Source organism: Gordonia sp. w5E2 (genome assembly GCF_036540975.1).
Classification (GTDB): domain Bacteria; phylum Actinomycetota; class Actinomycetes; order Mycobacteriales; family Mycobacteriaceae; genus Gordonia; species Gordonia jacobaea.
This window is the reverse complement of the sequence record NZ_CP144213.1, coordinates 1,769,052-1,795,850: the sequence shown is the minus strand read 5'-3', so window position 1 is coordinate 1,795,850 and position 26,799 is coordinate 1,769,052. Positions and strand designations below refer to the sequence as shown.

The window sequence follows — 26,799 nt, the reverse complement described above, 5'->3', positions numbered from 1 at the left end:
CATGCAATTGCCCTACATTCCCACCGATGTTCCCTTCACGGGCGACCAGAAGGCATGGCTCGCAGGATTCCTCGCAGGCCTGAATACGAGAATGACGATGCCGCAGCCTGAGTCCGCGCCCGGCGTCGGACACACGTCGGCCGAATCGAGTACGGCCGACGTGTCGCAACCCTTGCTCATCGCCTACGGCACCCAGACCGGAAACGCGGAGATGCTCGCCGAGAAGGCGAAGGCGAAGGCCGCAGAGATCGGCATCGACGCACGGGTCTGCGACCTCGCCGACCTCGATCTCGCCGCACTCGGCACGACGACGCGGCTGCTCGTCGTCACGTCGACCTACGGTGAGGGCGACATGCCGGACGACGCCGAGGACTTCTGGCAGGCACTCGCGGCACCGGAGGTCGGTCGACTCGACGGACTGACATTCGGCGTCCTCGCGCTCGGGGATTCGATCTATGACGGCTTCTGTCAGGCGGGTAAGAACGTCGACGCACGGCTCGCGGAACTGGGGGCGACACGGGTCGTCGAACGTGTCGACTGCGATGTCGACTATCAGCAGACGGCCGACGAGTGGCTCGCACGGGCTCTACCTCTGTTTGCCGCGGCCACACCGCAGCAGACGGGCTCCGAGCTTGCGGACGAGGCGCCCGCTCCCGCGGCGACAGTCGAGGCCTCCGAGACCCGCAAGGGCGTCACCGAGAAGGCCGGTAAGCCTGCGCGACAACGCAAGTCGACGTGGGGTCGCAAGAATCCGTACCCGGCGACGGTGATCGCCAACACCGTTCTCTCCGGCCCCGGTTCGGCCAAAGAAGTTCGGCACCTGGTGATCTCGTTGGGCGACAGCGGCATCACCTACGAGCCCGGCGACGGGCTGAGCGTCGTGCCGCGCAACGACCCCGCGCTCGTCGACCGCATCATCGACAGGCTCGGCGTCTCGCCGCAGACACCGGTCGTCGATCGCAAGGAGCAACGTCCGCTGCGCGAGGCACTGCTGCACCGCTATGAGATCGCGACTGCCTCAAAGTATCTGGTCGACTACATCGCGGCCCGCAGCGGCGATGCCGAACTCACACACCTCGCCTCCACCGGCGACCGCGAAGCGCTCGACGCGTGGCTGTGGGGCAAGGACGTGCTCGACCTCCTCAACGTCGACGAATCGCTGACCATCACCCCCGACGAACTCCTCGCGGAGTTGCAGCCGCTCGCCCACCGCGTCTATTCGATCTCGTCGAGTCCTCGCGCACACGCAGGAACCGTCCACCTGACGATGGCGACGGTCCGCTACCGTTCCGGCGAGCGCGACCGCGGAGGGGTGTGCTCGACGCACCTCGCAGACAGGATCGCCGACGACGAGACGATCGGTGTGTTCGTGACACCCAACAAGTCGTTCCGGCTGCCATCCGACGACGCGAAGGTCGTGATGGTCGGACCCGGTACCGGCATCGCTCCGTTTCGTGCATTCCTCCACGAGCGAGCCGAACGCGGTGCGACGGGAGACAACTGGCTGTTCTTCGGCGACCAACACGAAACGTGCGATCACATCTACCGCGACGAGATCGATCAGTTCGTGTCCGACGGGCTGCTCAACCGTCTCGACCTCGCGTTCTCACGCGATCAGGAACACAAGGTCTATGTGCAGGACAGGATGCGCGCTCGCGGAGCCGAACTCTTCCGCTGGCTCGACGACGGCGCGTACCTGTATGTGTGCGGCGATGCGACTCGAATGGCGCGCGACGTCGACGATGCGTTGCACGAGATCATCGCCGAGCACGGCGGGCACAGTGCCTCCGCAGCGCAGGATGCGGTGTCACAGCTCAAAAAGGACAAGCGGTACATGCGTGACGTCTACTGACCTCACCCCGATCAGCAGTTGAAAGGATGGCAACGATGCCAGCCAACCCGCCGGATCCCGAGCAACCGACAACGCGACGCTGCGCACGCGAGGGCGCGTGTCGCTGCAGCAGGGCAACGCACACCAGCGACCTCGACGCGTTGCTCGCAGATCCGCAGTTCTCCGGACATCTGCTGCGCGGCAACGCCTCTGCACTCGGAGGACATCTACCACTGCTCGATCAGATCGTCGGCGTGACCGTTGCCGGACCTGTCATCCTCAACGACGTCGGTGTCCACGAGACCCCGACGATCATGGGCGGGCCGATTCGCTGTCGCCCCGGCCGGGTGTCGCTGCGTCTGCACCCCGATCGTCTCGGCTCCGCACTCGTCAGCGAACCCGCAGCGCAGGCGCCGCCCATGCTCCGACTGTTCGACGCCGACGGAAACACCGCTCACGCAACCTATCTGACGGAGGCGTCGGACAGATTGGCATTCGAGGCCATCGGATTGTCTGCCGACACGTTCTCGTCCGACGGCCCGCCCGACGCCGATATCGCGAACGAGGCGCCGGAGGTCATCGTCTGTTGCGACGACGCGCTCGACGATCAGGTCGCGCAGCTCGACAGCATCCTCGTCGACGGCGGAGTCTCACGTCTCGCCTCGATGCCGGCGCGAGAAGGCTTCGCACGCATCGACTCTCGTCAGGCCATCGCTGCGCTCGAGCATGCGGCGCTGCACGGTGTGGAACTGACCATGGCCGCGACGGCACCCGGTTGTGTCCAGCTACACCACGATCAGCTCGACGGCGCACGCGAACACGAGGGACAGATGCTGCTGGCATCCGGGCGCGGACGGGCGATGATCAACTTCAATCTCGTCACCGAGTGCTGGGTGACCTGGTCACAGGGTGTGTGGGGTCCGACCGGGTCCATCGAGATCTACGACCGCCACGCGCGATGCGGGATGGTGATCACGCAGACCGGCGCGGTACCCGCCGCGATGTTCGACGCGTGGGATCACCTGATGACCGAACTGGCCGCCTGAGATCAGGTCCGACGACGTGTTCGGCTGCCGATTGCGTTGCCGTGAGGTCATGTTCGACGACGCGAAGAGCTCCGCACGAACACCGTTGGTAGACAACCACACCCGTCGAGGTGAGGTGGCGTGACTGAGCGGTCCAGTGGTGTGCGTGGTCGAGATGCGTGAGTGACATGCTTCCACTGTGATGTAATGGCATTATGCATTTCAACCATTACGGGCGGGATGCCGTCGGGCTGGCCGTCGACTTGGCCAATAGCCCTCCGAGGGATGCAGACGAACTCGTCACCCGATGCCGTGCAGCCGGTTTCGTATTCGACGCCGACGACATCGGTCCCGACGACCTGCGCAAGACCCTCGAATACCTCGAACTCTGGCGGGATGTCGCGCGCGCGACCGACGAGCAGACGCGCGCTGACCTGTTGAACGACCTGCTGTTGCAGCACGCCGCGTCTCCCCGACTCACCAACCATGCGAAGACCGGGTGGCATCTACACTTCCGCGACGACAACGTCGCGGGCTGGCAGCAGATCTGTGTGTTGATCTCTGCGGCAACGGCACTGCACCTCACCGGACGCGGGATCGATCGCATGGGTGCATGCGAACTCGCCGAATGCACCCATGTCTTCGCCGACACCTCACGCAACGGGCGGCAGCGCTACTGCTCACCGGCCTGCGCCAACCGCGCAGCCGTGCGACGCCACCGCGCCGCACAGGCCGCTGCAAGCTAGCGTCAGTCGTCCTGTGTCAGTCGTCCTGCTGCGTCAGTCGTCTGCTGTGTCAGTCGTCCTTCATGGCGCCGGGGGCGTTCGACTGCACCTGCAGCAAGAACTCGTAATTGTTCTTGGTCTTCTTGAGCTGGCTGATCAGCAGGTCGATGGCCTGCTGCGAATCGAGTCCGCTCAGCACGCGACGAAGCTTGTGCATGATGGCGAACTCCTCGGGCGACATCAGCAGCTCGTCCTTACGGGTACTCGACTGGTTGACGTCGACAGCCGGGAACACACGACGATCGGCGATCTTGCGGTCGAGCTTGAGCTCGGCGTTACTGGTGCCCTTGAACTCCTCGAAGATCACCGTGTCGCCGGTCGAACCGGTCTCGACCAGTGCGGATGCGATGATCGTCAGCGATCCGCCGTTCTCGATGTTGCGAGCAGCGCCGAGGAATCGCTTCGGCGGGTAGAGCGCCGTCGAGTCGACACCACCGGACAGGATGCGTCCCGATGCGGGCGACGCATTGTTGTACGCGCGGCCGAGGCGGGTGATGGAGTCGAGTAGCACCACGACGTCTTTGCCCTGCTCGACGAGGCGCTTGGCGCGCTCGATCGCGAGCTCCGAGACCGACGTGTGGTCTGACGGCGGACGATCGAACGTCGAGGCGATGACCTCGCCCTTGACCGACCGCTGCATGTCGGTGACCTCTTCGGGTCGCTCGTCGACGAGGACCACCATGAGGTGACATTCGGGGTTGTTGATGGCGATCGCGTTGGCGATGTCCTGCAGTATCGTCGTCTTGCCTGCCTTCGGAGGCGACACGATGAGTGCGCGCTGCCCCTTACCGATCGGCATGATGAGGTCGATGACGCGGGTGTCGAGTTGCTCTTTGGCCGTCTCGAGACGCAGTCGCTGGTTCGGGTACAGCGGTGTCAGCTTGTTGAAATCCGGTCGCTTACGGGCGGATTCGACGTCTGACCCGTTGACCGAGTCGAGGCGCACCAACGGATTGAACTTCTGTCGCTGGTTCTGCTGCTCGCCATCACGCGGCACCTTCACGGCACCGGTGATCGCGTCGCCACGACGCAAACCGTTCTTGCGAACGAGATTCATCGAGACGTACACGTCGTTGGGACCGGCGAGGTAGCCCGAGGTCCGCACGAATGCGTAGTTGTCGAGAACGTCGAGAATGCCTGCGACAGGCTGCAACACGTCGTCTTCGGAGATCTGCGGCTCGCCGCCACCCGATCCGTCACGGTCACGTCCACGGCGACGTTCACGGAAGCGACGACCGCGGCGTCCGCGACCACCTTCGCCATCGTCGTCGCGATTGTTGTTGTCGCGATTGTTGTTGGGGCCCTGGTTCTTGCCGCTGTTCTGGCCGCCCTCGCTGCTTTGGTTGCTTCCGCCCTGCTGAGCCGAGTTCGAGCCGTTCGAGTTCGAACCGCCCTGCCCACCGTTACGGTTGCGGGTGCGGTTGCGATTGTTGCCGCCGCCCTGGTTCGACGCGTGGTCGGACTCGCCGCGCCCGTTGCCACCACGGTCGTTGTCACCGCGGTCGCTGTCGCCCCGCCCGTTGCCACCACGGTCGTTGTCACCGCGGTGATTGTTCGACTGGTCGATGTCGGTCCGAGTGCTCTGCGCGCTCGACTCCACCGACGCGCCGTTCGCCGAGTCGGTAGCAGCACCGTCGGCATAGCCACTGCTGGCAGGAGTACTGTCGGCAGACTTCTCCGACTGCGGGCTCGCAGTGGTCTCGGAGGTGATCGTCATCTGCTCCGGCGCAGCCTCGGCAGATGTCGCGGTCTTCGTGCGGCGGGTCGCGCTGCGGACCGCCTTGGGAGCCTCACCGGCAACAGCCTCGGCCTTGGGTGCGGTTGCCTTCTGGGTGTCGGCGGCAGGTGATCCTGCGCCCTGGCGCTCCTTGATGGCGGCGATCAGATCGCCCTTGCGCATTCCGGACGTGCCCTTGATGCCCAGCTCACCTGCGAGTGAACGGAGTTCGGTCAGCACCATGCCGGAGAGGCCTGCGCGCGGCTTGGTCTTGGGTGCGCCTTGGTCGTCGGCGACGCTTGGCGCGGTGATCAGGTCCGTATCAGTCACGGATGTCCTTTCGTTCCTCCGCAGTCAGATGCTGCATGAGGTCGTGATGTCGCCTACTGAGGTGTCCGACGCCGCTCGATCGGCTCGACGCGTCGTCAACCTTCAGAGGAAATGACCGCCGTCCGTGGTGGACGGGCGGACAAGATTGTGGTCCGGCTGCGGTATGTCACTCCTGAACTGCTGTGCTCTCGACAAGAATCTGCTCTCGACAAGAAGTGCCGACTCGCGGATTGCGCGATGCCCCAGATCGGTGACTGCTCATGTGCACACCCGGGAGCCGACCGGATGTTGATCAGAGATCGGTGAGAAGCACGGCGGAACGAGCCTGCGCGGCTAGACCAGTTTATGATAACCCCCCAGGCATGGTACCGGCAACACGCCGAATCCGCATGAGGAGATTCAGCCGATCTGGACGCCGCCGGCAATCTCGAGTTGCTGCACGCGAAAGCCCTGTTCGCCTGCCAGTTCGCGGGTCGTCGAATCGACCGATCGCGTGTCGAGGACCAGCACGCTCGGGCCTGCCCCGGAGACTGTCGCCGCGTATCCCCGCGCGCGGAGGGCCGCGACGAGTCGCGCCGTCTCGGGCATGGCGGCCGCGCGATAGGGCTGATGCAACCGGTCGTCGGTTGCTGCAAACAGACAACTCGGATCGGACGTCAGGGCTACGACGGCGAGCGCTGCGCGACTGACATTGAAGATCGCGTCGGTACGCGGGACGTCGTCTGGCAGCAGCCCACGGGTGAACGACGTCGACGACTCGGTCGACGGAACGAAGGCTGTCGCTCGGATCGCGGGGTGGACATCGAGCCGCCGCGCGCCATAGTGGGCATGCTCACCGGGTTCGATCCAGGTCACAACCGCGGACCCCAGCACGCTTGCCGCGGCGTTGTCGGGGTGACCCTCGAAGGCACTGGCCAGTTGCACGAGGTCGGCGTCGGAGATGGGGTCGCCGAGGCCTGCGGCGACGACGAGTCCCGACGCTGCGGCGAGTCCTGAGACCGCGGCCGAGGCCGACGATCCGAGGCCGCGCGAATGCGGGATGGCATTGACCGTCTTCAGGTGCAGCCCAGCGGCCGAAACCCCCGCGTGCGCGAGCCCTGCGAGGAGCGCGCGGACGACGAGATGGTTGGCATCACGCGGAACGTCGTCGGCTGCCTCACCCACGACGTCGACGTCGATGCCCGCGGGTGTCGTCGACGCGACGACCTCGTCGTAGAGGCCGAGCGCGATGCCGAGCGAGTCGAACCCCGGTCCGAGGTTCGCACTCGACGCAGGCACGCGCACCTTGGTCGAAAGACCTTCCGGCAGTTGCCTATACACCGTATCCGGGCTGACCATTCGTCGCGTCCCAGCTTCAGGCGACGCCGAGTGCATCGGCAACTGCCACGGGATCGACGGGAATCGCCTCGACTTCCGGCATGCCGAGGAGCGCGGTGTCGGGGTCCTTGAGTCCGTTTCCGGTCACGGTGCACACAACCGTCTGGCCCGGAGTGATCCAGCCGTCGGCGTGGGCCGCGAGCAGGCCCGCCACGCTGGCAGCGGACGCGGGCTCGACGAAGACGCCTTCTTTGCCCGCCACGAGGCGATACGCCTCGAGCAGCTTCTCGTCGGTGGCTGCGCGGAATTGGCCGCCCGACTCCTCCTTGGCCGCGACGGCCTGATTCCAGCTTGCGGGCGACCCGATGCGGATCGCGGTGGCGATGGTCTCGGGATCTTTCACCGGCGCGCCGTTGACCAGCGGAGCAGCACCGGCAGCCTGCACGCCGAGCATGCGCGGAAGATCGCTGATGCCGTCGGCGTGGTACTCGCGATAGCCCTTCCAGTACGCGGTGATGTTGCCCGCGTTGCCCACCGGGAGCACGTGCACGTCGGGCGCGCGACCGAGGACGTCGACGATCTCGAATGCCGCGGTCTTCTGCCCCTCGATACGCGCCGGATTGACCGAGTTGACCAGCTCGATCTCGGTGAACTCCGCGGTGGCCTTGCGAGCGAGTTCGAGACAGTCGTCGAAGTTGCCCTGCACCTGGATGATCTTGGCCCCGCTCATGACCGCCTGGGCGAGCTTGCCCATCGCGATCTTTCCTTCGGGAATCAGCACGGCGCAGGTGATACCGGCGCGGGTGGCGTAGGCAGCCGCCGACGCCGACGTATTGCCCGTCGACGCGCACAGAACCGCGGTCTTACCGTTGTTGACCGCGTTGCTCACGGCCATGGTCATGCCGCGGTCCTTGAACGAGCCCGTCGGGTTGAGGCCCTCGACCTTGAGGTACACCTCGCAGCCGGTCAGCTCCGACAGGTATGGCGCCGGTACCAGCGGCGTCGCACCCTCGAGGAGGGTCACGACCTTCCAGTCGTCGCCGACGGGCAGTCGTGAACGATAGGCCTCGATCAGCCCCGGCCAGCCTGCGTGCACAGGCGCGTGCGCGGGTGCGTTGGTCGCGTCAGTCATCGGTTCCTTCCAATCGCAGAACGCTGGAAACCGTGGTCACGGAGTCCATGTCCTCAAGTGCTGCAACGCATTCCGACTGAGCTCGATCGGGTGCGCGGTGTGTGACGACGATCAGCCGGGCGTCGTCGCCCGCGCCTTCCTGACGGACTGCGGCGATACTCACCGATCGCTTCGAGAATTCGTTGGCGACCTGCGAGAGTACACCGGGCTTGTCGGCGACTCGCATGGAGACGTAGTAGCGGGTGGGCACTTCATCGATCGACGCAATCGGCAACGACGCGTAGGTCGATTCGAGTGGTCCGCGACCACCGTGCACCTTGTTTCGCGCGGCCATCACCATGTCGCCGAGCACCGCCGATGCCGTCGGCGAACCGCCGGCACCCTGCCCGTAGAACATGAGCCTTCCCGCGTTCTCTGCCTCGACCACGACCGCGTTGAACGCCCCGTTGACCGTTGCGAGCGGGTGCGACAACGGGATCAGCGCCGGGTAGACACGCGCCGACACACGCTGCGCACCATCGTCACCCCGCACACGCTCACAGATCGAGAGAAGTTTGACCGTGCAGTCGAACTTCTTCGCCGCAACCAGGTCGTCGGGCGTCACGTTGGTGATGCCCTCGCGGTAGACATCGGCCGCCGTCACACGAGTGTGGAACGCGATCGACGCGAGGATCGCGGCCTTGGCTGCCGCGTCGTAACCCTCGACGTCGGCCGTCGGATCGGCCTCGGCGTAACCCAGACGTCCTGCCTCTGCGAGGGTTTTGGCGTAGTCGGCACCGGTCTCGGCCATTTCCGAGAGGATGAAGTTGGTGGTGCCGTTGACGATTCCGGCGACTCGCTCGACGGTGTCGCCCGCGAGAGACTGCATCAGCGGACGCACCACCGGAATCGCCCCGGCGACGGCCGCCTCGAAGTACAGATCCACTTTCGCGTCGGCGGCCGCGGTGGCGAGTTCGCCCGTGTACTCGGCGAGCAGCGCCTTGTTGGCCGTCACCACAGACTTGCCCGATTGCAGTGCGGTGCGGATCAATTCGCGTGCGGGGTCGATTCCGCCCATGAGTTCGACGACGATGTCGACATCGTCGCGTGCCACGAGTGCCGCGGGGTCGTCGGTGATCAGTTCCTGGGCGATCTTGCGCGGCCGGGTCAGATCACGCACCGCGACGCCGCGCAATTCGACGGGCGCACCGACCCGAGCGCGAAGATCGGCGGCGTTGTCCTCGATGATCCGCACGACCTCGGAACCCACGTTGCCCATACCGAGGACCGCGACGCCGATCGTCTTGTCCTGCGCTGTCATGTCTCGTCCCGCCGATTGGTCTTGCCCTACCGAGTTGTCTCGTCCTGCTGATTCTTCTTGTCCTGCACCGTTGCTCATTCAGCTCACCTCCAGCCGCAGATAGTCGTCGAGTGTCTCGCGGCGAAGAATCACCCTCGCCGTACCGTCGGCCACCGCGACCACGGCCGGCCGCATCGCCATGTTGTATCGGCTCGACATCGAATAGCAGTACGCACCGGTCGCCGCGACGGCGATCAGATCGCCGGGTTCGAGGTCGCCGGGTAGCCAGCAGTCCTTGATGACGATGTCGCCACTCTCACAATGCTTTCCGACGACGCGGCTGACCACCGCGTCGGCGGCGGACACTCGCGAGACCAGCCGCACGTCGTACTCGGCCTGATACAGCACAGTTCGGATGTTGTCGCTCATGCCGCCGTCGACCGACACGTAGCGACGCACCGACCCGCCGCCGAGTTCGACGTCTTTGATGGTCCCGACGCGGTAGAGCGTGATGGTGCCCGGCCCCGCGATCGCGCGACCGGGTTCGACGGCGATGGTCGGCATCGGCAGGCCAACCGCTTCCGATTCGCGGCGGACGATGGCGGCGAGTGTCTCGGCGACGTCGGCGATGGGCAGCGGACGTTCGTCGGGAAGGTACGAAATACCCAGTCCCCCACCGAGATCAACGATCGACATCTGCGATGTCTTGTCGACACCGAACTCGTCGACGACGTCGTGCAGCAATCCGAGCACCCGATGTGCCGCGAGCTCGAAACCGTCCATGTCGAAGATCTGGGAGCCGATGTGGCTGTGCAGCCCCACCAGTCGCAGGTTGTCGGTGGCGAAGACGCGTCGAACCGCTTCCATCGCGACGCCGCCCGACAGCGCGAATCCGAACTTCTGATCCTCGTGCGCCGTGGCGATGAACTCGTGCGTGTGCGCCTCCACGCCGACGGTCACGCGAATCAGTACGTCGGCGACGACACCGCGCTCGCCCGCCAAGCGGTCGAGGCGCTCGATCTCCATCATCGAGTCCAACACGATGTGACCGACACCGGCCTCGAGTGCCGCGTCGAGTTCGTCGAGGCTCTTGTTGTTGCCGTGCAAGGCGATTCGCTCGGCCGGGAAGCCCGCGTGAAGGGCGATCGCGAGCTCACCACCGGAACAGACGTCGAGTGACAGACCTTCCTGGTCAACCCAGCGCGCAACCTCGCTGCACAGGAACGCCTTCGACGCGTAGTGCACACGTCCGTAGGGCCCGAACGCGGTCATCATGTCGCGGCAGCGGGAGCGAAAATCATCCTCGTCGAGCACGAACAGCGGGGTGCCGAATGTCTCGGCCAGCTCGCCTACACCGACGCCCGCGATGGTCAGCTCACCGGACTCGGCACGAACAGCATTGCGGGGGAACACATTTGCCGGTATCTGCGCCACCGCGGCCGGGTCGTTCGGCTGCTGGGCCAACTGCGGTGCCGCTTGCGTCTCGGCGTGGCGCGGTCCCGCCGGATGCGCGTTCACATCCGCTCCGGAGCGCTGACGCCGATGAGATCGAGCCCGTTGCGCAGCACCTGACGGGTCGCCGCACACAGCGCAAGCCGCGCGCCGTGGATGTCACCGGGTTCCTCATCGCCCTGTGGCAGCACCCGATTGTGGGCGTAGAACCGGTGGTAGGCACCCGCGAGCGACTCCAGGTAGCGCGAAATGCGGTGCGGCTCACGCAGTTGCGCCGCCGTGGCCACCACCTCGTCGAAGTCGCCGATCGTGCGGATCAGATCGCCCTCGGTGTCGGAGTCGAGCAGGTCGAGGTGTTCGAGCCGGGGCTTGAGGCCCAGTTCGTCGGCGTTGCGAGCGATCGCCGACAACCGCGCGTGTGCGTACTGCACGTAGTACACAGGGTTGTCATTGGACTGCTTGGCCAGCAGGTCGAGGTCGATGTCGATGTTGACGTCGATCGACGAGCGGATGAGTGCGTAGCGCGCGGCGTCGACTCCGACCGCGTCGACGAGATCGTCGAGCGTGATCACGGTGCCGGCACGCTTGCTCATCCGCACGGGCTTGCCGTCGCGGACGAGGTTGACCATCTGGCCGATGAGTACCTCGACGGTGTCGGGGTCGTCACCGAGTGAGGCGGCCGCAGCCTTGAGTCGCTTGATGTAGCCGTGGTGGTCGGCGCCGAGCATGTACATGCACAGGTTGAAACCGCGGTTGCGCTTGTCGCGGTAGTAGGCGATGTCGCCCGCGATGTAGGCGGCCTCGCCGTCACTCTTGATGACGACGCGATCCTTGTCGTCGCCGAAGTTCGTTGTGCGCAGCCACCACGCGCCGTCGGATTCGTAGAGGTTTCCGTTTGCGCGCAGCTCGGCAATGCACTCCTCCACGAGGCCCGAGGTGAACATCGAGTTCTCGTGGGTGAACACGTCGAAGTCGGTTCCGAACTCGTGCAGGCTCGACTTGATGTGGTCGAACATCAGCTCGACGCCCACCGAGCGGAAGGTCTCGCGACGCTGCTCCTGCGGCTGCTCGAGTACGCCCGGTACCGCCTCGACGACCTGATTCGCGATCTCGACGATGTACTCGCCCGCGTAACCGTCCTCGGGCGTCGGCTCACCGAGTGCCGACGCTTCGAGCGAGCGTGCGAACTTGTCGATCTGCGAGCCGTGGTCGTTGAAGTAGTACTCGCGGGTGACCTTCGCACCGCGTGCGGCCAGCACTCGTCCGAGCGCGTCGCCCACGGCGGCCCAGCGGGTGCCACCGAGGTGGATGGGGCCGGTCGGGTTGGCGGAGACGAACTCGAGGTTGATGGTCTTGTCGGAGAACTCGTCGCCCCTGCCGTAGTCGACGGTGTCGGTGAGGACGGTCTCGATCACGCTGTTCTGTGCTGCCGCTGCGAGCCAGATGTTGACGAATCCCGGGCCCGCGACCTCGGCTTTGTCGATTCCGTCAGCCGCGGAGAAGGCGTCGGCGAGCCAGCCGGCGAGCTCACGCGGGTTGACGCCGAGCTTCTTGCCGAGCTGGAGTGCGACGTTGGTCGAGTAGTCGCCGTGATCAGCGAGGCGCGGGCGCTCGACGACCACGGAGTCGGGCACCAGAGAAGCGTCGAGTCCGTGGTCGGACACGACGGTCCGGGTCACGGCACTCAGCAATGCAGCGAGGTCGGCGGGAGTCACAGGTCACCATCCTATTGGCCTGCATTCTTCGGGCGACAACGCCCCTGGTAGGTGACGTCGGTGTACGGGTAGCCGAAAGCACCTAGGAGGCGTGCTCGTGAGGGAGCACGGTCGGTGTGAAGGGTTCGATCGTGGGTTCAACCCCCGAACGAACGGTCACGATCGACCACTCCGGAATCTCGACCCACTTGGTATCGCGGTACTCGAGTTCCAATGGTTCGGACACCACGATGCGCCCGTCAGCGGGGAGTTCGATGTCTCCCCCGCGGTCGCCGGCGGTCAATCGCATCGTGCCCACCGAGTGATAGAGCGAATTCGACGCCCGATTGCTCGAATAGCGCACCGCGTAGATCTCCTCGCCGTTGGCGGCGCAGATCGTGGCACTGAACGGGGCGTCGACGCCGTTGTCGGTGCGCGCCTGCTCCACACGCCCGACCAGGCGCGCCAACGCACCCTTGGGATCGGTGTCGAGTCCGTAGGTCAACGCGAGGTAGAAGCACAGTTCGGTGTCGGCGTTGCCCTCGATGAACGGATACAGCTCGGGCGCCACGTCGAGGGTCAGGTCGCGCTTGAGCCGGAAGAAGTCGCCGATTTCGCCGTTGTACTGAAACAGCCACCGCCCGTACTGGAATGGGTGACAGTTTGCTCGATCGATCGTGCCTCCCAGCGCAGCCCGGACGTGGGCGAGGAACATCGGCGAGGAGACCTGTTCGGCCAGCCGATGCAGATTTGCGTCACTCCATGCGGGCCGTACATCGCGGTATTGACCCGGGAAGCTGCGATCACCCCACCATCCGACACCGAATCCGTCGCCGTTGGTCGGCCACGCGTGGTTGCGGAACATCGACGTCATCGGCGCCCCGGGAAGGTACAGCTGCCGCGCCTCGAAGCTCTGATCGACCAGCGAATGAGATGGCCTGGTGAGAAGGTCTTCGATACGAATGGGAGAACCAGCGTAGGCAAGCCAGCGGCACATGGTTTCGACGCTAACAGGGTGCGCCGTTGCGCGCGGGAATCACGGCGACGAGCTCGTAGAGTTCATGGCATGATCTCGGCGATTCGACTCTTCAACGACGACGACGGCCGCTCCCACGTCGAGTACGGCACGATCTCTCTCGACGCCGGCACATTGCGGTCGTCCGAGACGGCGACGACCACGGCGGCTTTTCAGGAGACAGCGGAGGGCGGGTCGCTCGCCTGGCACACCGCCCCGCGGCGGCAGTACGTGATCACACTTGCTGGAGTCCTCGACTTCATCACCCGCGACGGCGAGCGCTTTCGGCTCGAACCCGGCGTCGTACTTGTTGCCGAGGACACCGACGGCAGCGGTCACCAGTGGGAGCTGATCGGCGACGATCCGTGGCGGCGCCTGTACGTCGGCCTCGCCGACGACGCGGCGTCGGGCTTCGTGGCGAAGGCTGAGGGCTAGGCCTGTCCGGGGAGCGATGCCCACGACGGGAGGCCTGAAGAATATAACTGTGCCCCCGGCAGGATTCGAACCTGCGGCCTTCTGCTCCGGAGGCAGACGCTCTATCCCCTGAGCTACGGGGGCTCATCGGGCGCAGCAAGCCTAACCCACGGCGACAACAGATCCCAACCCGGTCGGTACGCGTGTCAGAACCGTGGCGGACCGTCGGTGCTGGGATGGCCGGCTGACGTGGGGGCGGAGCGCTCCAGATGTGTGTCGTATCGAAGGATGTGGGTGCTGCAGCGCCCACATCCTTCGATACGACACACATTTACGGGGCGGCCAGTGTCCGGACGGTGACCCTGGAGCCGGATTCGCCGCGCAGCACGTGCAACTGCGACGGAATACGGGCACGCAGTTCGTCGACGTGGCTGACCACGCCAACAACTCTGCCGCCCGAACGCAATTCGTCGAGCACGCCCATCACCAGGTCGAGGGACTCCGGGTCGAGGGTGCCGAACCCCTCGTCGATGAACATCGTGTCGAGCACACGGCCGCCCGCTTCGCTCGACACGACGTCGGCGAGTCCGAGTGCCAGCGCCAGGGACGCGAAGAACGTCTCGCCACCCGAGAGGGTTGTCGCCGCACGCGTGACACCCGTGTACTCGTCGCGCACCTCGATACCGAGACCGCCACGACGCCCCCGCGGCCCTCCGGCATCGGAGTGTGCGAATTCGTAACGGCCAGAGGACATCTGCCGAAGTCGATCCGACGCCGCGACCAAGACTTCTTCGAGGCGTGCCGCGAGGACGTACGAGCGCAGTGTCATTCGCTTCGCGTTCTGCCCTCGTCCACTCACCAATTCGGCGAGATCGTGAATCTCCTTCTGCCGCAGACGAATCGGCTCGAAATCGGTCAGCGCCTCCCAGTAGAGGGTGACGTGATCGGCCAGGCTGGTCGCTCGCCGCGCGGAGACGGCCGCAGCGCCGGACGCGGCGTCGCAGCGGGCACGCACCGCCTCGAGCGTGGTCTCGAGGTGGGCCAGATCGACGGGCTCGGCCGCCAGCGCCGAACGCACGTCGTCGTCGTCGAGCGTGCCCTGCGCCTCGACTCTCAGGCCGTGCGCCTTGCGCAGCGACGACTCCCAGACTCCCATCTGCTCGTCCGTCGCCATCGCCGCTCGCACCGCGCTCTCGTCGGCGAACTGCGCTTCGTCGCACGCGGACGCGGCGCGCCTCGCCGCCTGTGTCACCCACTCTCCGGCACGGCGCACCTCCGCACGCGCATCCCGCAAAGCCGTCGCGCAGCGACACAGTTCGGCCAGTTCGGCCCGGCGGCCGCTGACATCGCCCCGGCCTCCGGTTGCCGTCGAGACCTCCGCGTCGAGCGACTCGAGTTCGCCACGCAGGGAGTCCAGACGCACGGACGCCGCAGCCCGCCGCGCCTGAATCTGCGATCGTTCGGCCTGCCATGCTCTGGTCCGCCCGTCCAATTCGTCGACGACGCGCTGCAGCTTGTCGACCGACGCCGCAGCGTGTTCGGCCTGCGTGAGGCGCTTGACCGTATCGTCGCGATCGGAGCGTACGGATTCGCGCTCCGCATCACCGATCAGCTTGTCCAGATTGGCTTTTCGCTCGCGATAGGTGTCCAGCGACGAGCGCGCACTCGTCAGCTCGGCGGAGGCGCGGTGTTCGATGTCAGCAGCCGCCGCCTCGTCGGCGTCGCCCACATGATCGCCCGGATCGGTCGTCGTGGGTGCGGGGTGCTCGCGCGAGCCGCAGACGGTGCACGGCTCGCCGTCGACGAGTTGGGACGCGAGTTCGGCCGCCATCCCGGCAAGGCGACGTTCGCGAAGGTCGAGCAGTCTGGTCCGTGCGTCATTGTGCGCCGAGTGTGCGTCGGCGACAGCGCGCTCGGCACGACTGAGGACAACCTCGAGGTTGTCGCGCTCATCGATGGCCCCGAGAATCGACGTCTGCTGTGCCTGCTGATTGCGCAGCGTCTCGACCCGGGCACGCTGCTCATGAGCATCGTGCAGGGCAGCGATAGCTGCGGTCCGTTGCTCCGGCAGCGCCGCGAGCGCGTCGTCGAGTTCGACGGTGCGGGTGGCGGCAGCCGAGACCTCGGCCTCAGCTGCGCCGATCGCAGCGATCAGCGTGGGACGTTCGAGTGCCCTGCGCACCAGCGGTTCGAGCCGACCCGACTCCGCCGCCCAGGTGTCGATCGCGCGGGTCAACTCGGTGTCGTCGCACTCGCGCGCCCACGCCGCCTCCACCTCTTCGGACACCGCATGCTCGGACACGGCCGATTCCGCTGCCGCACGGAGTGCATCGGCAGCACGGGCGTTGGCGATCGCCTGCTCGTGATCGGCGAGCACGGGGACCACGGGCGCCGCGCGACGCGCAGCGGCGAGTGCCTTCTCTGCGACATCGAGTTCGGGCTCGGCGGCGTCGAGTTGTTCGATGCGTGACCGCGCGGCGAGTCCACGCTGCCTGTCGTGCATCATCTTTCTGCCGCGGTCGTATGACTGCTGCGCGGCGTCGAGTACGTCGCGCGCCTCCGCCAACGCCGTGGCGTCGCGGCGTTCTGCCTCGCGGGCGTCGTCGAGGCATTTCTGCGCCCAGGCCATGTCGGGCTCAATGGGTGCCTCGACGTCGGCCAGGGCCCCGATCTGTGCGGCGACGCGGTCGATCGACGCCGCCTTTGCGTCGAGCGCCGCTGCACTCTCTCGCGCGCGCTCGCGCAGCCACTCCTCGACGTCGCCGAATCGCTCGGTGTCGAAAAGTCTCTCCAACAACGCTTCTCGCTCTTCGTTGGGTGCGCGCAAAAACCGCGAGAAGTCGCCCTGCGGGAGAAGCACGACCTGGAAGAACTGCTCGGCACTCATGCCGAGGAGTTCGCTCACGGTCTCGCCGATCTCGGGCAATCGGGTGAGTGCCACCCCCGACCCGTCGACCCACTCGAGCGTCGCCTTCGCCTGGACCTTTGTTGTCCCCGTCCCCCGCTTCTTGGGGCGCTGATACTCGGGCGAACGGACGATGCGGAAACGGCGGCCGTTGATCGTCGCTTCGACCTCGACCTGCGGAACCTGTTCTGCCGGAGCATGATCGGAATGCAGACGTTTGGCCTCGTTCCGGGCGCCGGGCACCCGGCCGAAGAGCGCGAACGCGACGGCGTCGAGCACCGTCGTCTTGCCCGCACCCGTCTGTCCGTGCAGCAGGAACAGGCCGTCGGCTCCGAGCGCGTCGAAGTCGATGGCCGTATCGTCGGCGAACGGCCCGAACGCGCTCATGCGCAACCGATGAAGTCTCATGCCGACTCTGCCACCCGGTGGCCGTCTGCCGGCGCGTCGATCTCGAAGAGCGCCAACGGCTCGCAGGATGCTACCTGCTCCGGCTCGCCGACGACAGCGCGTAGCGCGCTTTCCACAAGCGCCCGCTCACGGGTGGTCGGCTTGTCGCGTACATCGGTGACGAAGGATGTGATGATCTCCGCATCGCTGCGACCGCGCACCCGAGAGCGGTAGTCGACGCTGTTCTCGGCGTCGGGACGCTGCCACTGCACGTGCACGGCATGCGGAAACCGTTGTCGCAGAGCACGCATCGCGTCGACCGGGCGGACCGCATCGGTGAGCGTCGCTTCGACGTAGTGGTCTTCGGCAATCGATAGCGACTCGTCGGTCAGCAACTCGTCGAGCGTGCCCCGCAGCGAAGTGAGACCGCGCACGATCGGCAGATCGTGGCGACGGACGTCGGATACACCGTCGGCGTCGAGGTCGACGAGCCACACGGCTTTGTGGTGTGTGTTCTCACCGAACGAGTACGGGATGGGCGACCCGCTGTAGCGGACTGTCGGCGTGAGTTCCTGCGGCGAGTGCAGGTGGCCGAGTGCGACGTAGTCGACCCCCGAGAACACCTCGGCTGCAACGGTTTCTACTCCCCCAACACTGATCGAACGTTCGGATCCGGTAGCGAGGCCACCGACGACGAACGCGTGCGCGATGACCACCGAACGCGCATCGCGTGGGGCGAGATCGGCACGGATGCGTTCCATGGCCGCAGTGAGCACGTCGGAGTGTCCGCGCGCGTCGTCGACGCCGAGTTCGGTTCGCGTGACCTCGGGTTCGAGGTATGGGATTCCGTAGATCGCCACGTCTCCGTGTTCGTCGGAGAAGACGATGGGGTCGGCGATCGACGCCACCGAGGTGCGCAGATGCAGACCACCGGCCGCGGCGAAGCTCGATCCGACACCCAGTCGCGTCGGCGAATCATGATTGCCGGAGGTCACGACGATCGCGGCACCGGCTGCAGCGATCGCGGCAAGGCCGTCGTCGTAGACACGGACGGCGTCGGCCGAGGGCACCGACCTGTCGAACACGTCACCCGCGACCACGACGACGTCGACCGATTCCGCGGCGACGACGTCTGCGAGGTGACGCAGCGACGCGCGCTGGTCATCGAGCAGGTCGGCGCCGTGGAAGGTTCGGCCGATATGCCAGTCGGAGGTGTGCAGGATTCGCATGGGAAACACCGTACGATCTGCCACCGACAGATCCGGGGAGGCGCGTCAGCCCGCCCCGGATGCCGTCACGCTGCCCCGGCCTCTTCCACCGCACCTTCGGCGGCCGCTGCGGCCTTGGCTTCTGCCGCAGGCGGATACGAACGCTGCGTCGCCGGCCGCTTGAGGAACAGCGTTGCGACGACGCCGATCAGCAATGCCGCCGCGGGCAGATAGAGCGTTTGTCCCATCGCGAGTGCGAACGGCTCACGGACAGGGTGACCGAAGACCTCGATCGGCAACTGCTTGGCGCTGTCGTTGTTCGACGCGGTGTCCATGCCGGGCAGATTCGCGGCCAGTCTCGTCTGCATCAGTGCGCCGACAGCGGCCGCGCCGATCACCGAGCCGATCATTCGCGTGGTGTTGTAGACGCCGGCTCCCGCACCAGCCTGGTACCAGGGAAGGTCGCGAGTTGCTGTCGCCGCGAGCGGCGCCCAGATACCCGCAGACGCGATGCCCATCAGCGCCAGCGGCAGGATCAGTTGCCACACAGGGGTCGCCGACCGCGCGATGCTTCCCATCCAGAACAGCGAGATCGATGCCAGGAACAGACCCGTGGAGATGATGAGGCTGGGATGCACGCGGTCGAGAACTCGCCCGACGATCGGTGCGAGGATTCCGGTAAAGATCGCCATCGGCACCATGACCAACGCCGATTGCGTCGGCGTCATGCCACCGACGAGCTGCAGGAAGAACATGGCCGGAATCATCTGACCGGAGATCGCGAAGCCCATCGAGGCGATACCGATGTTGGACAACGAGAAATTGCGCTGACGGAACAACGAGAGCGGAACGAGCGGTTCGGTCTTGACCCGCGACTCCCAGAAGATGAAGAGCGCGAACACGACGACGCCCACGATGATGAGTGCCCAGATCCACGGCGCCCAGTCGTACTTCTCACCGTCTTGGATACCGAACACCAAGGCGGACAGACCGATTGCCGACAGTACGACTCCGACCCAGTCGAAGGAGTGGTCGTGCTTCTCGACCTCGGGGACGAGCACGGCCGCGAGGATCAGACCGACGATGCCGACGGGGAGGTTGACGAAGAAGATCCACTCCCAGCCGAGGTTGTCGGTCAGCACGCCGCCGAGCAGCGGGCCGACCAGCGTTGCCACACCGGCGACGGTGCCCCAGACACCCATTGCGGCACCACGCTTTTCGGGCGGGAAGATGCGCGTGATCATGGCCATCGTCTGCGGCGTGATCAACGCAGCTCCGACGCCCTGCAGTCCGCGCGCTGCGATCAGTTCGCCGATCGAGCCGGAGAACCCGCACCAGACGCTCGCGGCGGTGAACACCACAAGGCCCACCTGGTAGACGGTCTTGGGTCCGTACTTGTCGCCCAGCCTGCCCGTGATCAGCAGCGGCACAGCGTACGTCAACAGATACGCGCTGGTCACCCAGACGATGCCGTTGACGTCGGTATCGAGCGCCGCACGGATCTGCGGCTGTGCGACGGCGACGATCGTCATGTCGACGAGGATCATGAAGAAGCCGACGCACAGGGACATGAGCGAAAGCCACGGTCGGTTGGTCACCGACTTGAATGCCGGAGCGGTCATGAGTTCTGCACTTTCTGAGGTGTGGACGAATCCTGTGCTGGGGACGAGTTCTGTGCTGGGGAGGATTGAGGCGGTGCCGGCGTGGTGGTGTGCTTCGTGCGCCACGTCGAGCCGGGGTCGTCGATCCACTCGATGTCGTTGTGACGCAGACGCCCGACGAGATCGACAAGCCAATCGATCTGCGTTTGCAGAGTTGCCAGGCGGCACCCGACGTCGAGATAGAACATCTCGACCGCTCCGCGTGCATGCGCTGCTTCTGCCGCCACCTCGACCCGTTCACGATCGGCGCGCATCGCATCGATACGTCGTTCGAGCAGTTCGACGACCCGCTGTCGCGGCAACGAATGCGCTTCGGACAGAGCGAGGTAGAGCTCGGGATATTCGACGGGGTGACGTTCGAGAATCGCCTCGAGGCTCGCAGCGAGCGCGGCCCTACCCGCTTCGGTGATCGCGTAAACGGTCCGCTGCGGTCGGTTGCCCTCCTGACGGACCTCGACGACCTCGATGAGTCCGTCGGCGGCCAGGCGGTCGACCGTGTGATAGAGCGTGCCGGGACGAATCTTGGTGAGGCGGTCTTCTTCGCGCTCGATCGTGGTCTGGAACATCTCGTACGGGTGCATCGGCCGTTCGGCAACCAGGCCGAGCACCAGGATCGCCTGCGGAGCCAACGGTCGCGTAACAGTCACGGCGTGGCCCCCTTTCTCGCTGCCAAATATTCCGGGTGGAATATACCGCGCCGAATAACGGGTGCCAACCGTCGGTGGCGATCACTACTGTGGAGTCATGAGTCCCGCCCAGTCAGGCACACAAGCCGAGTCAGGCACACAAGCCCAGTCAGGCACACAAGCCCCGTCAGGCAAACAAGCCCAGTCAGGCACGCAGGCGTCCTATGTCACCAGCGGACAGGAGTTCGTCCGCGATACGCAGTACATCGAGACCCGCATCACGCGCGATGGTCGCGACGGCTATCCGGTCGAGGCAGGTCGGTATCGACTTGTTGCGGCGCGCGCGTGCCCGTGGGCCAACCGCACGCTGATCGTTCGGCGACTCCTCGGTCTCGAGGATGCGATCTCGTTGGGACTGTGCGGTCCCACCCATGACAAGGACTCGTGGACGTTCGACCTCGACCCCGGCGGCGTCGACCCCGTCCTGAAGATTCCACGTCTCAAAGACGCGTACGAGAAGCGGTTCCCCGGTTATCCGAAGGGCATCACCGTACCGGCGATCGTCGACGTCCCCAGCGGTGAGGTCGTGACCAACGACTTCAAGCAGATCACCGTCGACTTCGAGGTCGAGTGGTCCGACTATCACCGCGAGGGGGCACCCGACCTCTACCCCGAGCACCTACGCGACGAGATCGAATCCGTCAGCAAGGGTGTCTACACCGAGGTCAACAACGGCGTGTACCGCTGCGGATTCGCCGGCAGTCAGGACGCGTACGACAAGGCATACGACAGGCTCTTCACCAAACTCGACGAACTGACCGAACGCCTGGCATCGCAGCGCTACCTGGTGGGCGACACCATCACCGAGGCAGACGTCCGGTTGTTCACGACGCTTGCGCGATTCGATCCGGTCTATCACGGGCATTTCAAGTGCAATCGGAGCAAACTGTCGGAGATGCCGGTGCTGTGGGCGTACGCGCGCGACCTCTTCCAGACTCCGGGTTTCGGCGACACCGTCGACTTCACACAGATCAAGCAGCACTACTACCTGGTCCACCGCGACATCAATCCCACCGGGATCGTGCCCGACGGCCCGGACCTGAGGAATTGGCTCACTCCTCACCATCGCGACGAGCTCGGGGGCAGCCCCTTCGGAGATGGAACGCCACCACCCCCGCCGCGGCCGAATGAGGTCGTGCCAGCACAGGATTGGGTACCACTGCCATGACCGAAGCCAAACGAACCGAACAGAAACCTCCCGCGAAGGCGGTCGAGGTGACCGGGGGCCTGCTGGACAAGGCCCAGCGCCTCCAGGCTCCGGCGGTCAAGAAGTACGTGGACGCGCTGCGTAAGGCGCATCCAGACGAGTCGCCGGAGCAGATCATCCGGAGGCTGGAGAAGCAGTTCCTGCGGACCGTCATGGGAACGGGTAGCGCGGTCGGCGCGACCGCGGCGATCCCCGGGGTCGGCACCATGACGGCGCTGACCGCGATGACGGGCGAGACCGCCCTGTTCCTCGAAGCCTCGGCGTTGTTTGCACTCGCCGTCGCCGAGGTACACGGCATCGGCGTCGAGCAGTCCGAACGACGAAAGACGCTCGTCCTGGCGGTGGCTCTCGGTGAGGAGGGCGTCGCAGCGCTCGGCCGCCTCATCGGCACCCGAGGTGGCGCACTGCGTCGACTCGGAACCGCAGCCATCCCCGGTGGTGGCCTCGGGAAACTGAACACCACTTTGATGAACAAGATCGTCAAGAAGTATGCGATCAAGCGCGCGCCGCTCATCTTCGGGAAGCTGATGCCTGCAGGTATCGGAGCCGTTGTCGGCGGTGCCGGAAACCGCGCACTCGGACGTCGCGTCGTCCTCAACGCACGCGAGGCGTTCGGTCCGGCGCCGAAGTCGTGGCATGGCGATGTCGTCGACGGGAGCGTCGTCACCGAACCCGGCCTGCCCGCCGGGGATCGGTGACCGGCTCCCTCACGGACAGCCCGGCCCCGATCCGAGATGCCCCACCCACCAACAATCCGACTCCCGCGCAGCACACCGGCTGGATTCGTCGACTCTCCACTGAATGCTGGCGACATCGCAGATTGGTGGTCGTCACTCTTGCGGTGACCCTGGTTGCCGTTGCCGTCGACCTCGTCGCGCCCCTGCTGGCCAAGGCTGCGATTGATCACGCGACCGGAGCGCAACGCGGCGGCGCGACAATCTCGGTGATCGTCGCGGCGCTGCTCGTGTTGGCGGTCGTGCGTTACGCCTGTCAGTTCGGGCGCAGGCTCACCGCGGGACAACTGTCGATCAGCGTGCAGAATGCGTTGCGGCTGCGCCTGATGCACACGCTGCTGCATCTCGACGGCGCCGCTCAGTCACGCATCAGCACGGGACAGGTTGTCTCGCGGTCGATTTCGGACCTGCAGATCGTGCAGGGACTGCTGGCCGTGGTCCCGTTGTCGGCGGGTGCCGCGGTCCAGGTGGTGATCGCGATCGGGATCATGGCCTATCTGTCGCCGCTGCTGACGGTCGTCGCGTTGAGCATCATCCCCGTCGTCGGCATCGTCGTCTTCACTACGCGCAGAAAGCTTTTCGCCGCCACCTGGTCGGCGCAGCAATCTGCGGCCAACGTCGCACAGCACGTCGAGGAGACCGTGACCGGCGTGCGGGTGGTCAAGGGATTCGGTCAGGAGTCGCGAGCCGTCGACGAACTCGTCGGCCTCGCGCGCGACCTCTATTCAAAACGCCTGCGCGCGGCCAAGATCAACGCGCGGTTTGCCCCGACGATGGCGGCAATACCCCAGTTGGGCATGGTCGCGGTCATCGCTCTCGGCGGGTGGCTGACGTTGCGCGGCACCATCACCGCGGGCACCTTCCTCGCATTCGCGACCTACGTCGCCACGATGACGTCACTGGCACGCCTGCTGACCAACGTCGTGGTCAGTGGCCAGTTGGCCCGCGCGGCCGTCGACCGTGTCTACGACGTCATCGACGAACCCACCGACCCCGGCGACCGACAGACCGGCACACTGCCCGACGGCGCTCTCGGACTTCGCTTCGACGACGTCGAATTCGCGTTCGGCGACAAAGCCGTCCTGCACGAGATCGACCTCGACATCGCTCCCGGCGAGTGCGTCGCGATCGTCGGACCACCCGGCTCCGGGAAGTCGACCATCGCGGAACTGACCAGCCGCTACCTCTCCCCGACCGCCGGCACGGTGTCACTGGTCTCGACCGATGGCTCCCACGATGTCGCCACGCTCTCCCCCGACAGTCTGCATTCCGCGGTCGCCGTCGTCTTCGACGAACCGTTCCTCTACTCCGACACCATCGCCGCCAACATCGCACTCGGCGTTCCCGCGGATGCACGCACACTGCCGGACGGCTCGCCACATCCACGCCTGGTCGACGCCGCGGCCCGCGCCGACGCGCTCGAGTTCATCTCGGCACTGCCCGACGGATTCGACACCATCGTCGGCGAGCGGGGCCTGACCCTCTCGGGCGGCCAACGACAACGCATCGCGCTCGCCCGCGCACTGTATGCCGACCCGCGTGTGCTCGTTCTCGACGACGCGACATCTGCCGTCGACGCCGCAACCGAATCGCGCATCCTGCGTGACCTGCGCAGCGGCGGCGATACACGGCCGACGATGCTCGTCCTCGCGCATCGACGGTCGACGCTGATGCTGGCCGACCGTGTGGCCGTGCTCGACGACGGGCGGATCACCGACATCGGTACCGTCGCCGAACTCGATGCCCGCAGTCCGCGCTTCCGAGCTCTGATGACCGGCGTGGTCCCCGAGGCGCCCACTGCGCGGGCCGCGCTGCACGACACTGCTCCTCGGGTGGCGGCACCTGCGGTGGTGGATGACTCACTCATGACCCGGCTGTGGCCGCCCGTCGATCCGGGAGCGCCGCCCGCAGACGACAGCGCGGCGTCGACGATGTCGCGCATCGCCGCGCCACCCGGTCGCGGACCGAGTGGTCGCGGGGGCGGCGTGGCGAGCGCACTCGGTTCGATGCAGGCGACGCCCGCGTTGCTCCGGGCCGTCGACGCCCTGCCACCCGCCGATGAGGATCCCCGGGTCGACACCGCGTCGGTGCGTCGCGAGAACCGAGAGTTCAGCCTCTGGGGCATCCTCTCGCCGGTGCGCCTCCTGCTGATCACCGCGATTGTCTGCATCTCGCTGGACACGCTCATCGGACTCGCCTTTCCGTCGTTGGCCCGCGCGGTCCTCGACGCTGCGGGCCGCGCAGACGAAGCGCGCTTATGGGAGGTCGCGGCCTTCGGTGTGGGACTGGTCGCGCTCGGCTGGATCGTCGGCGCCGCGATGACGTTGACATCGACACGCGCAGGCGAGCGCGTCCTGTTCGGCCTCCGGGTGCGCAGCTACGCGCACCTGCAGCGACTGGGTCTCGACTACTACGAGCGCGAACTGTCCGGCCGCATCATGACGCGGATGACCACCGACGTCGACGCGTTGTCGACGTTCCTGCAGACGGGCCTGACCTCGGCGATCGTCGCCGTGCTGACACTCGTCGGAGTCACCGTCGCACTACTGCTCACCGATATCGAACTCGGACTGATCATCCTGCCCGTCTTTCCGATCATGATCGCCGCGACCATCGCGTTCCGACGGGTTGCCGCGGAGGCGTACACGCGCTCGCGGGAACTGGTGAGCGTGGTCAACGCCGACTTCCAAGAGAACATCGCGGGGATCAGAACCACACAGACCTACCGCAACAGCGACATCGCCATGACCCGCTTCACCGATCGCACCGTCGAATGGGTGCGCGCACGAATGCGTTCACAACGGGCCATCTCCGTGTACTTCCCGTTCATCACGCTGATGTCCGACGTCGCGGCGGCCGTGGCGATCGCCGTCGGCGCACATCGCATCTCGGCCGGAACGATGCAGGCGGGCACACTCGTCGCCTTCATTCTCTATCTCGCATTGCTCTTCGGTCCGGTGCAGCAGCTCTCGCAGGTCTTCGACGGCTATCAGCAGGCAGTCGTGGGGCTTCGACGCATCGCGGACCTCCTCCGCACACGCAGCTCCCTCGAATCACGCGAGGATCGAATACCGGTTCCCGCCAACGGTTTCGACGGCGACATCGAACTCGACGACGTCGGGTTCCGGTACACCGGCGCTCATGCCGACGCCCTGCGCGACGTCGAACTGACCATCCCGGCAGGCTCATCGCTGGCGCTCGTGGGACGCACGGGGGCGGGCAAATCGACGGTCGTCAAACTGCTCGCCCGCTTCTACGACCCCACCAGCGGCGAGGTCCGCATCGATGGGACCGACATCCGCGACTTCGGACTGCTCGACTACCGACATCGGATCGGCCTCGTACCCCAGGAACCACACCTGTTCACCGGGAGCGTCGCCGAGAACATCGCCTACGGCCGACCCGACGCCGACCGGACACAGATCACGGCCGCTGCACTCGCCGTCGGCGCCACCGATGTCATCGCCGGACTCGACGGCGGGATGCGCCACCAGGTCGGCGAACGCGGCGGCGGATTGTCGTCGGGCCAACGTCAGCTCATCGCGCTCGCGCGGGCCGAACTGGTCGACCCCGACCTCCTGCTTCTCGACGAAGCGACCGCGACCCTCGACCAAGCGACCGAAGCGCTGGTCCTCGCGGCGGGCGAAACCGTCACACGTCGACGCACCTCGGTGATCGTCGCCCACCGTCTCGCGACCGCGGCGCGCGCCGATCGGATCGCCGTCGTCGACAACGGGCGGGTCGTCGAGTTGGGAACACACGACGAGTTGCTGTCGTTGGGTGGAAGGTACCGCGCGTTCTGGGATGCAGGTGTCGATCCGGACGTCGACGGTATCGAGCCTGCTCACGGCGACGATCGCGTCTGACGATCGACGTTGCTCACCAGGGTTGCGGGTCGGGGCCGCAACGGGGTGTGACGTCGGCGCGGTCGGTACACGGGGCGCAACGTCGCGCGCGTAGCATGAGCAGGTGGTGCGTCGTAGTCTTCACAAGGGACTCGGTCTCCACAAGGGACTCCAC

General features: G+C 66.0%; 18 protein-coding genes and 1 tRNA gene. 7 read left to right on the top strand and 12 right to left on the bottom strand.

Translation table 11 applies throughout. The features are described 5' to 3' along the window. Nucleotide 1 precedes the first annotated feature (1 nt). From RND64_RS08155 to RND64_RS08145, 3 genes are all read left to right on the top strand, one after another. Entirely contained in the window at nucleotides 2–1,852 is a 1,851-nt protein-coding gene (locus tag RND64_RS08155; RefSeq protein ID WP_331436533.1) for a sulfite reductase subunit alpha, read from the top strand. A 35-nt stretch (nucleotides 1,853–1,887) separates the two neighbouring features. Continuing rightward, nucleotides 1,888–2,877: a heme transporter gene (locus RND64_RS08150; protein WP_331436532.1), complete on the top strand. Its 990-nt coding sequence runs from the start codon at nucleotides 1,888–1,890 to the stop codon at nucleotides 2,875–2,877. A gap of 194 nt (nucleotides 2,878–3,071) precedes the next feature. Beyond that, nucleotides 3,072–3,602, top strand: coding sequence for a CGNR zinc finger domain-containing protein (locus tag RND64_RS08145; RefSeq protein WP_331436531.1), 531 nt, complete (start codon nucleotides 3,072–3,074; stop codon nucleotides 3,600–3,602). 49 nt (nucleotides 3,603–3,651) lie between these two features. Here RND64_RS08145 and rho read toward each other — a convergent pair whose 3' ends face one another. The 7 genes from rho to RND64_RS08110 all read right to left on the bottom strand — a co-directional run bounded on the left by rho (nucleotide 3,652) and on the right by RND64_RS08110 (nucleotide 13,559). Then, nucleotides 3,652–5,688, bottom strand: coding sequence for a transcription termination factor Rho (gene rho, locus RND64_RS08140; RefSeq protein WP_331436530.1), 2,037 nt, complete (start codon nucleotides 5,686–5,688; stop codon nucleotides 3,652–3,654). A 399-nt stretch (nucleotides 5,689–6,087) separates the two neighbouring features. Continuing rightward, nucleotides 6,088–7,026, bottom strand: a complete 939-nt coding sequence (gene thrB, locus RND64_RS08135) for a homoserine kinase (protein ID WP_331436529.1) — start codon at nucleotides 7,024–7,026, stop codon at nucleotides 6,088–6,090. A gap of 16 nt (nucleotides 7,027–7,042) precedes the next feature. Then, nucleotides 7,043–8,137, bottom strand: a complete 1,095-nt coding sequence (gene thrC / locus RND64_RS08130) for a threonine synthase (protein ID WP_005205757.1) — start codon at nucleotides 8,135–8,137, stop codon at nucleotides 7,043–7,045. Beyond that, a complete protein-coding gene (locus RND64_RS08125) occupies nucleotides 8,130–9,437 on the bottom strand; it encodes a homoserine dehydrogenase (RefSeq protein ID WP_331436528.1) in 1,308 nt (435 codons plus the stop codon). The genes thrC and RND64_RS08125 overlap by 8 nt, the downstream gene beginning before the upstream one ends. Before the next feature lie 78 nt (nucleotides 9,438–9,515). Beyond that, nucleotides 9,516–10,934 (bottom strand): diaminopimelate decarboxylase, encoded by a 1,419-nt coding sequence (gene lysA, locus RND64_RS08120; protein WP_331436527.1) that lies wholly within the window; start codon nucleotides 10,932–10,934, stop codon nucleotides 9,516–9,518. Next, nucleotides 10,931–12,583, bottom strand: coding sequence for an arginine--tRNA ligase (gene argS / locus RND64_RS08115; protein WP_331436526.1), 1,653 nt, complete (start codon nucleotides 12,581–12,583; stop codon nucleotides 10,931–10,933). The genes lysA and argS overlap by 4 nt, the downstream gene beginning before the upstream one ends. A gap of 82 nt (nucleotides 12,584–12,665) precedes the next feature. After that, nucleotides 12,666–13,559, bottom strand: coding sequence for a class II glutamine amidotransferase (locus RND64_RS08110; RefSeq protein WP_331436525.1), 894 nt, complete (start codon nucleotides 13,557–13,559; stop codon nucleotides 12,666–12,668). A gap of 69 nt (nucleotides 13,560–13,628) precedes the next feature. Here RND64_RS08110 and RND64_RS08105 point away from each other — a divergent pair, with 69 nt between their 5' ends. After that, nucleotides 13,629–14,012 carry a cupin domain-containing protein gene (locus tag RND64_RS08105; RefSeq protein ID WP_331436524.1) on the top strand — a complete coding sequence of 128 codons (384 nt, stop codon included), beginning with the start codon at nucleotides 13,629–13,631 and terminating at the stop codon, nucleotides 14,010–14,012. Nucleotides 14,013–14,062: 50 nt separating this feature from the next. Here RND64_RS08105 and RND64_RS08100 read toward each other — a convergent pair. The 5 genes from RND64_RS08100 to RND64_RS08080 all read right to left on the bottom strand — a co-directional run bounded on the left by RND64_RS08100 (nucleotide 14,063) and on the right by RND64_RS08080 (nucleotide 20,799). After that, nucleotides 14,063–14,135 (bottom strand) — tRNA-Arg (locus RND64_RS08100). A gap of 187 nt (nucleotides 14,136–14,322) precedes the next feature. Continuing rightward, on the bottom strand, nucleotides 14,323–17,304 hold the full coding sequence (locus tag RND64_RS08095) for an AAA family ATPase (RefSeq protein WP_049700997.1): 2,982 nt from the start codon (nucleotides 17,302–17,304) through the stop codon (nucleotides 14,323–14,325). Beyond that, a complete protein-coding gene (locus tag RND64_RS08090; protein ID WP_049701008.1) occupies nucleotides 17,301–18,512 on the bottom strand; it encodes an exonuclease SbcCD subunit D in 1,212 nt (403 codons plus the stop codon). Before RND64_RS08090 ends, RND64_RS08095 begins: the two co-directional genes overlap by 4 nt. A gap of 65 nt (nucleotides 18,513–18,577) precedes the next feature. Continuing rightward, the gene (locus RND64_RS08085; protein ID WP_049700998.1) at nucleotides 18,578–20,113 is read right to left on the bottom strand and encodes an MFS transporter; all 1,536 of its coding nucleotides are present in this window, start codon (nucleotides 20,111–20,113) and stop codon (nucleotides 18,578–18,580) included. Further along, complete coding sequence (locus RND64_RS08080) at nucleotides 20,110–20,799, bottom strand: PadR family transcriptional regulator (RefSeq protein ID WP_083444493.1); 690 nt, start codon at nucleotides 20,797–20,799, stop codon at nucleotides 20,110–20,112. Before RND64_RS08080 ends, RND64_RS08085 begins: the two co-directional genes overlap by 4 nt. Before the next feature lie 97 nt (nucleotides 20,800–20,896). Between RND64_RS08080 and RND64_RS08075 the strand changes: the two genes are divergently transcribed. The 3 genes from RND64_RS08075 to RND64_RS08065 are packed head-to-tail and all read left to right on the top strand — an operon-like array spanning nucleotide 20,897 to nucleotide 26,645. Continuing rightward, nucleotides 20,897–22,006: a glutathione S-transferase family protein gene (locus RND64_RS08075; protein ID WP_049701000.1), complete on the top strand. Its 1,110-nt coding sequence runs from the start codon at nucleotides 20,897–20,899 to the stop codon at nucleotides 22,004–22,006. Then, a complete protein-coding gene (locus RND64_RS08070; RefSeq protein WP_049701001.1) occupies nucleotides 22,003–22,743 on the top strand; it encodes a hypothetical protein in 741 nt (246 codons plus the stop codon). Before RND64_RS08075 ends, RND64_RS08070 begins: the two co-directional genes overlap by 4 nt. Beyond that, nucleotides 22,740–26,645, top strand: coding sequence for an ABC transporter ATP-binding protein (locus RND64_RS08065; RefSeq protein ID WP_442903966.1), 3,906 nt, complete (start codon nucleotides 22,740–22,742; stop codon nucleotides 26,643–26,645). Before RND64_RS08070 ends, RND64_RS08065 begins: the two co-directional genes overlap by 4 nt. Nucleotides 26,646–26,799 lie beyond the last annotated feature (154 nt).

Coding starts and splice junctions, on each gene's coding strand:
- thrB (WP_331436529.1), bottom strand. CDS start 7,026: ATGGTCAGCCCGGATACGGTGTATAGGCAACTGCCGGAAGGTCTTTCG.
- RND64_RS08075 (WP_049701000.1), top strand. CDS start 20,897: ATGAGTCCCGCCCAGTCAGGCACACAAGCCGAGTCAGGCACACAAGCC.
- RND64_RS08095 (WP_049700997.1), bottom strand. CDS start 17,304: ATGAGACTTCATCGGTTGCGCATGAGCGCGTTCGGGCCGTTCGCCGAC.
- RND64_RS08070 (WP_049701001.1), top strand. CDS start 22,003: ATGACCGAAGCCAAACGAACCGAACAGAAACCTCCCGCGAAGGCGGTC.
- RND64_RS08125 (WP_331436528.1), bottom strand. CDS start 9,437: ATGACAGCGCAGGACAAGACGATCGGCGTCGCGGTCCTCGGTATGGGC.
- RND64_RS08155 (WP_331436533.1), top strand. CDS start 2: ATGCAATTGCCCTACATTCCCACCGATGTTCCCTTCACGGGCGACCAG.
- RND64_RS08090 (WP_049701008.1), bottom strand. CDS start 18,512: ATGCGAATCCTGCACACCTCCGACTGGCATATCGGCCGAACCTTCCAC.
- RND64_RS08150 (WP_331436532.1), top strand. CDS start 1,888: ATGCCAGCCAACCCGCCGGATCCCGAGCAACCGACAACGCGACGCTGC.
- RND64_RS08110 (WP_331436525.1), bottom strand. CDS start 13,559: ATGTGCCGCTGGCTTGCCTACGCTGGTTCTCCCATTCGTATCGAAGAC.
- RND64_RS08085 (WP_049700998.1), bottom strand. CDS start 20,113: ATGACCGCTCCGGCATTCAAGTCGGTGACCAACCGACCGTGGCTTTCG.
- thrC (WP_005205757.1), bottom strand. CDS start 8,137: ATGACTGACGCGACCAACGCACCCGCGCACGCGCCTGTGCACGCAGGC.
- RND64_RS08105 (WP_331436524.1), top strand. CDS start 13,629: ATGATCTCGGCGATTCGACTCTTCAACGACGACGACGGCCGCTCCCAC.
- RND64_RS08145 (WP_331436531.1), top strand. CDS start 3,072: ATGCATTTCAACCATTACGGGCGGGATGCCGTCGGGCTGGCCGTCGAC.